Annotated in this window: 5 protein-coding genes; 2 read left to right on the top strand and 3 right to left on the bottom strand. The window is 60.4% G+C overall.

What is annotated here, in order from left to right; translation table 11 throughout:
• The coding region (locus U9R81_RS19695) for a SulP family inorganic anion transporter (RefSeq protein ID WP_322497110.1) at positions 1–922 on the bottom strand (922 nt) is incomplete at its 3' end.
• Positions 923–1,338: 416 nt separating this feature from the next.
• On the opposite strand from U9R81_RS19695, the gene U9R81_RS19690 reads away from it, so the two are divergent.
• Together U9R81_RS19690 and U9R81_RS19685 are read left to right on the top strand one after the other, a co-directional pair.
• Positions 1,339–2,733 carry a glycosyltransferase family 39 protein gene (locus tag U9R81_RS19690; protein WP_322497109.1) on the top strand — a complete coding sequence of 465 codons (1,395 nt, stop codon included), beginning with the start codon at positions 1,339–1,341 and terminating at the stop codon, positions 2,731–2,733.
• 63 nt (positions 2,734–2,796) lie between these two features.
• Positions 2,797–4,755: a hypothetical protein gene (locus tag U9R81_RS19685; RefSeq protein WP_322497108.1), complete on the top strand. Its 1,959-nt coding sequence runs from the start codon at positions 2,797–2,799 to the stop codon at positions 4,753–4,755.
• A gap of 41 nt (positions 4,756–4,796) precedes the next feature.
• Here U9R81_RS19685 and U9R81_RS19680 read toward each other — a convergent pair whose 3' ends face one another.
• Both U9R81_RS19680 and U9R81_RS19675 read right to left on the bottom strand, forming a co-directional pair.
• On the bottom strand, positions 4,797–5,546 hold the full coding sequence (locus U9R81_RS19680) for a phosphoribosylaminoimidazolesuccinocarboxamide synthase (protein WP_322497107.1): 750 nt from the start codon (positions 5,544–5,546) through the stop codon (positions 4,797–4,799).
• 434 nt (positions 5,547–5,980) lie between these two features.
• A partial coding sequence (locus U9R81_RS19675) for a phosphoribosylformylglycinamidine cyclo-ligase (protein ID WP_322497106.1) occupies positions 5,981–6,647 on the bottom strand: 667 nt, incomplete at its 5' end.

Below are 6,647 nucleotides of genomic sequence, written 5' to 3'. Positions count from 1 at the left end.
CTGACACGATATTCGCCAAGCCTTGGCCGACGAACTCTTGGTTGCTATCAATGCGCTGGCCGGTGTAGCCGGCAATTGCGCGCGCGATTGCCACTGCTTCTACCAACCCAATGATGGCTAAGGCGAGCGCACCGTTGAGTAAATGCACGATCAAGTCGAGGTCAAAAATCGGCAGTTGGGCGAGCGGCGGGAAACCCGGCGGCACCGGCCCCATGACCCGCACCCCTTGCGCTTTCAGATCGAGAAACCAGACCACCGGCGACACCACCACAATGCTGATCAACACCGCCGGAATCTTGCGCGTCAGCCGCGGTGTGAGAACGATCAACACAATGGTCGCCATGCTAACTGCCAGCGATGGCCAATGGATAGCGTCAAGATGGCCGGAGATCTCGCTGATAGTGGTAAACAAATCGGCGCCGGGAGGGAGATCGATCCGCAAGATGGGACTGATCTGGTTTGAGAGAATGAGAATGCCGGCGCCAGCGGTAAAGCCAACCGAGACCGCATCAGAGACGAAGTTGACCAGTATGCCCAACCGGGCCACTCCCATGATCAGCCGGATGATCCCGGCCATCACCGCAACGAGACTAGCCGCCGTGACGAAGTCAGCGCTGCCAACCGCGACCACCGGCGCCAGTACCGAGAGAGTGATAATGGCGGCGGTGTTGGTTGGGCCGCTGTTGAGATGGCTCGACGACCCCCACAGCGCGCCGGCGATCGTCGCTGTCAACGCGCTGTACAAACCGACGATAGGAGGCAATCCGCCTAAAATCGCGAAGGCAAGCGATTGGGGCAACAACACCAACCCAACGGTCAACCCGGCGAGGAAGTCGGCGCGCAGCGTGTCGGGTGTGAATGAACGCACCAGCCGGATGGGTTGAGTGAACAGCGTAGAAGCTGAACGGAAGTAGTCGAGCATGATTTCGGTTGGCGTGATAATACACAGAACAAACGCGAATCGACAAGACGGTGCAATGCGGCTATACTTGGATGGCGTTGCAATTCACGTAATTGGTAATGGGTCTATACCTCTGCAACGATGTTTGGTTATTTGCCACAGATAGCTGTATCATACCGCTTTTTGCGCGTTGATGTGTCATAATTTGGTAAGAATCGTGCGCTTTTGGTTGGGATGCATGCCAGCGTTTCGTAGTTATATTGAGTTCCTATGGGGTCGGCAGTTTGACTGCCGTACTCCATGATAAACTGTTACCATTAGCAAGTAATTGTCGTGTGATTCATATTGGAAACAAACAAACGGTGGCGAGAAACGAACTAATCAAATCCTCCCCGACTTTTCCACTGGTGAGCGTATTTGATCGATTTGGGTGGCTCTTGGCCATCGTCGCCGGCTTGGTGTTATTCACATTCCTCTACCGGCGCGGCTATGATGACCCGTACATTACCTATCGCTACGCGCTCAACCTTGCAACCGGTCACGGCTTTGTCTACAATCCCGGTACAGCCACGCTCAGCACCACGGCGCCGCTCTTCGGTCTGATCCTTGCGCCGGTGGCGTTGGTAGGCTGTCCATTACCGCTCGTCGCCAATCTGATCGGATGCCTCAGCCATGCCGCCGCCGCGCTGTCGTTGTGGCGTTTGGGCCGGCTGTGGCGCGATGAGCTGGCCGGCGCGGCGGCGGTTTTGCTCTATTTGCTCATGCCGCTGCCGCTGACGACCCTCGGGAGCGAGACGTTGCCGGCGATGGCGCTCACCTTGTGGGTGTTTTTGAGTGCGGCCCAAGGCCGGCAATGGCTAACCGGCACGCTGTTGGGGGCGCTGGTCTGGCTGCGGCCTGATGGCATGCTGGCCGGGCCGTTGGCGTTGTTGCTGCTGACGATTGATCACGGAAACTGGCGAGATTGGCGGCGGTGGCCATGGGTGGCGGCGCTGGTGTGGGCCGCGATTGTCGCTGCTGGTCTCGGGCTGGCATGGTTGGTCTATGGCGCGCCATTGCCGGTGACGCTCTATGCCAAGCAACAGCAGGCGCTCCTCCCCGGCTTTTACGATTTTGTTGATCGGTTGCAGGTCACACTTAACAGCTATGTGCGCCAACCGTTTTACCAGATCGTGTTTGCGCTATCCGGGGTGGGTCTCTTCGCGACGCTGCGTTCGCCGCGCTGGCTTTTCTTGATTGGTTGGGCTGTGCTCTATGGCTTAGCCTATACTATTTTGCAGGTCGCCGGCTATTTCTGGTACGTCGCGCCGCTGGTGATCGGGCTGGCCCCGGCGTTTGGGGTTGGGGTGCGAGTGTTGGTTCGCTTGCTTCAGCGCATTGGTGGCAACTGGTTGGCGATCGCCGGAACTGTGCTGGTGTTGGGGGGTACGGTCTTCTGGCTTAGCGGATCGGTCTATCGCATCGGCCAGCAGATCGATCAACGGCTGACGGTGTACCGCGCTGCTGGCGAATGGCTGGCAGCGAATACACCGCCTACCGCGAGCGTCGCCACGCTCGAAATCGGCATTATCGGCTATTATGCGCAACGTTCGCTGATCGACTTTGCCGGCCTCTTGCAGCCCGACATTGCGGCTCAATTAGGATCGGGCGGGTTCCCCGCCGCGGCGCAGTACGCGATCGATCGCTATCAACCGCAGTACCTCGTCTTGCAAGAGCAGGTATTGTCACTATTAGCGGGCCGGCCTGATCTGGTGGAACGTTGTCCGGTCGTCGCCGAGATTCCTGACCCGCGTTATGCCGTGCCGTTGACGATCCATCAGTGCCAGTGGTAAATCTATATAAGATTTCACTACCCTGTGAGTTATCCGGCTCATCACATTAATGAAGGCAAATCGATGAAGCGATGGATCTTGCTCATATTGGCGCTGGCGTTGCTCACCGGGCCGGCGCCGGCGATTGCCCAGCCAACCGAACCGCTCTGTTTTCCTGATGTGCCGTTGATCGATAACTGCTTGCATCCGTCGTTTGTCGCGTATTGGCGCGATAATGGCGGCCTGCCGGTCTTTGGCTATCCGATCAGTCCGCTGGAACAGTTCGTTGGTGATGAAGGCCGCAACTTAACTGTCCAATGGACGGAACGGAACCGGTTAGAGCTACATCCAGCCAACCCGCCAGCCTATCGCATCCAGATCGGGCGGATGGGGGCCGAGGCGTTGGCGCGGGCCGGACGCGATCCGTTTGCCGATCCGCCTGATGCCGGGCCGCAACCCGGTTGTCTCTGGTTCCCCGAAACCGGTCATAATGTCTGTGATCAAGAACCGGACAATGGTTTTCGCACCTATTGGCAGAACAACGGGCTGCGGATTCCCGGCCTCAGCCGCTATGCCCAATCGCTGGCCCTGTTCGGCTACCCGTTAACCGCGCCACAGATGGAGCGCAACGCCAATGGCGATCTGGTGTTGACACAGTGGTTCGAGCGTGCGCGTTTCGAGTGGCACCCGCAGAACCCGGCTCGTTCGCAAGTATTGCTCGGTTTGCTGGGGCGCGAACTGTACACTGTGTCCCAGCCCTTCCCTGATCTGCGCGGCGGGCGTTCAGTGTTTGGCGTCGAGATTAACCGTGGGATGGTAGCGGCAACTGCTGAGCAATTAGCCGAACTCGGCGCTGATTGGGTGCGCTACAACGGTATTCTCTGGAATGAAGTCGAGCCAACTCCCGGCGCGCGCAATTGGGCGGCTTTACAGCAGGTAGAGGCTGATATCCTCGCGATCAATGCTGCTGGTGCGGTGCCGATGGTGATTGTGCGTGGAGCGCCGGCATGGGCGCAGGCGCAACCTAACAAACCTTGCGGCCCGATCCGCACTGATGCTTTGCCCGCCTTCGCCGCCTTTCTGACCGATGTGGTGGCGCGCTATAGCCAACCCCCCTACAATGTGACCTTTTGGGAGTTGGGCAACGAACCGGATGCGCCGTTTCAACTCGTTGGCGGTGATGCGCCGTTTGGCTGTTGGGCCGATGAGAACGATAACGATGGCTACGGTGGGGCGGTGTATGCAGCGATGCTCAAAGCTGCCTATCCCGCTATCAAGGCTGCCGATCCGCGGGCGCAGGTAATCTTGGGCGGTTTGCTGCTCGACTGTGCGCCTGTTCGACCATTGGCCAATGGCCAGCCGTGCCGGGCCGGTCGCTTCTTCGAGGCAATCTTGCGCGCCGGTGGCGGCGAGTATTTCGATATTGTCGCCTACCACGCCTATGGCTACTTCAGGCGTAACCATGACCCCGACCGCGAACTTCCGAATTGGAGCGATCGCGGCGGCGCGACGCTCGGCAAAGCTGAGTATCTGCGCGCTACATTGGCCCAGTACGGCTATGCCAAGCCGTTGATAATGAATGAGGGTGCGCTGTTATGTTACCGTAGCGCTCCCACCTGCCGCCCCAACGGCTTCGAGGAGGCCAAAGCCGATGCGGTATTGCGCTTGTACACCCGCACCATTGCCGCCGATTTGCTCATGTCACACTGGTATACGCTCAACGGCCCCGGCTGGCAAGAGAGTGGCCTGCTCGATGGCCGGCAACAGCCTGTGCCGGCCTTTCGCGCCTTCCAATTTGCCCGCCAACAGCTCGGCGCTGCGCGCTATCTGCGTCCGGTGACGGTGGCTGGATTAGAGGGGTACCATTTCCGTGCGGCTGAGAGCGAGGTGATTGTGGTCTGGAGCGTTGATGGCGTCGAGCGCGCCTATTCCGTGCCGGCTAATGCCCGCGCGATCTATGATGCGACCGGCGTCGCTCTGCCGTTATCGGAAACGGTAACGCTAACTACTGCACCGCGACTGATTGTGATCCCTGCGCCGTAATGAATTGGGGCGGACTATGAACCATAGTCCGCCCCAACCGGTTATTCCTTCCCCACCCACCGTCCGGTCATTTCGGCCACCAGCGCGTACCGTTCGTGCACATCGGCTAACAGCGCCTCGTCAACCACCTGCGCATTGCGATAGACCTGCTTATCGAGCATCCGGTTGGGGTCGCCCCCCGGCCAGATCCGCCACGAGTCGTTGTCGATCACGTCGGCAACGAGCAGGCTGCCATCGCTAGCCCGGCCAAACTCGATTTTGAGATCAACCAGTGTGACATCGAGCGCGGCCCATGCCATTTCGAGGGTCTGAAAGACCTGCCGGCCCGTGTTCGTGATCTGCTCAACTTCAGCGGCAGTGGCGATCCTCTGTGCGACGATCGCTTCTGGCATGATCTGCGGGTCGTGGCGTGCATCGTCTTTGAGAAAGAATTCAACCAACGGCGGCTCAAATCGCTGTCCCGCCGCTTCGGGATGGCGGCGCAGGTATGATCCCGCCGGCAAACGGCGCATCACCACTTCTAGCGGGATCATTGCGCAGCGCCGCACGACGGTGAGCGTTGGTTCCGGCGCGGCGATGAAGTGGGTCGCAATCCCGGCCCGATTCAGCAAGTGAAAGACGTTGGCCGTGGTCTGCCCGGCTAGCGCCCCTTTACCCTCGATCACACTGCGGCGCGCGCCGTCGCCGGCGGTGATGCCGTCTTTGTGGCGCAGAATTGCCAGATCGGGATCGGTGGGGTGGGCGTACACGATCTTCGTCTTGCCTTCGGCCAACACATGTCCGAGTTCCATAGTCTGCTCCTTCCCGTAGGGGCGCGGGCCGCCGGCTCGCCGATGAATGCTACCCATAGGGACGCGGCCCGCCGATGAATGCTACCCGTAGCAGTTGAGGATGCGATGCCTCAAAGCCCGGTGCTACGCTCCCCTCTCCCGCGCCAGCGGGAGAGGGGCTGGGGGTGAGGGCGAAACGGCGCATCCCAAAGCCATCAACCGTATCTGTGCTCATACGTTCTGTCCACCCTTGAATCCGTAGGGACGCGGGCCGCCGATCCACGCTGCCCTTAGGGCGCAGGCTACCAGCCCGCACTTTACATATCAGTGCGCGGGACACATCCATCGCAGCAATCTCCCGCTGATGCGGGAGCAATGGTTGTAGCGGAGCGATATACCGGCAACTAGCGCAAACGCTCCTCTACCAATACGCTCGGGCCTTTTCCCTATTTCGGCTATTCCCCCTCATCCACCAGCCGCACCGCTGGCGTGGCCGTCACGTGACCAACCAACCGTGCCTCCGGGATGGTTGCCAGCGCGGTTGCCACCGCTTCAGCCGGCACAATCACCAGCATGCCTAACCCCATATTGAGTGCGTGGTAGGCTTCCTGTTCGCTCAAATCGCCAACTTCGACGAGCAATTGGCAGATCGGCGGGATGTCCCACCTCCCGCGCACGATAGCGGCCCCCATGCCTGCCGGCAACACCCGGGGCAGGTTGTCATAAATGCCGCCGCCGGTGATATGGCAGAGCGCTTTGACCGGCGCCGCTGCGCGCAATGCGGTCACTTCGGACAGGTAGCAGCGGTGGATCGCTAGCAGCGCCTCGCCGATGGTTTGCCCGCCGAGGATGGCCGGGCGCGCGTGATAACCCTCGGTGGCAAAATGGTGGGCGACGATCCGGCGGGCCAGCGAGTAGCCATTGGTGTGCAGGCCAGTGCTCGGCAGCGCCAGTATCGCATCGCCGGGGGTGACATCGGCCCGTGGCAGCATGGCATCCCGCTCGACGACGCCGACAATGGTGCCAGCCAGATCGAACGCGCCGGGTGCGTAGACATCGGGCATCTCGGCGGTTTCGCCGCCGATCAGCGCGCACCCGGCGGCGCGGCAGCCGGCGGCGACG

It is taken from the genome of Chloroflexus sp. (assembly GCF_034435895.1).
In the GTDB taxonomy this organism is placed as follows: Bacteria; Chloroflexota; Chloroflexia; order Chloroflexales; family Chloroflexaceae; genus Chloroflexus.
This window is presented reverse-complemented; position numbering and strand designations above follow the sequence as displayed.

Bases quoted from the DNA above. Each gene is read 5' to 3' on its own strand.
- U9R81_RS19685 (WP_322497108.1), top strand. From the start codon at position 2,797: ATGAAGCGATGGATCTTGCTCATATTGGCGCTGGCGTTGCTCACCGGG.
- U9R81_RS19680 (WP_322497107.1), bottom strand. From the start codon at position 5,546: ATGGAACTCGGACATGTGTTGGCCGAAGGCAAGACGAAGATCGTGTAC.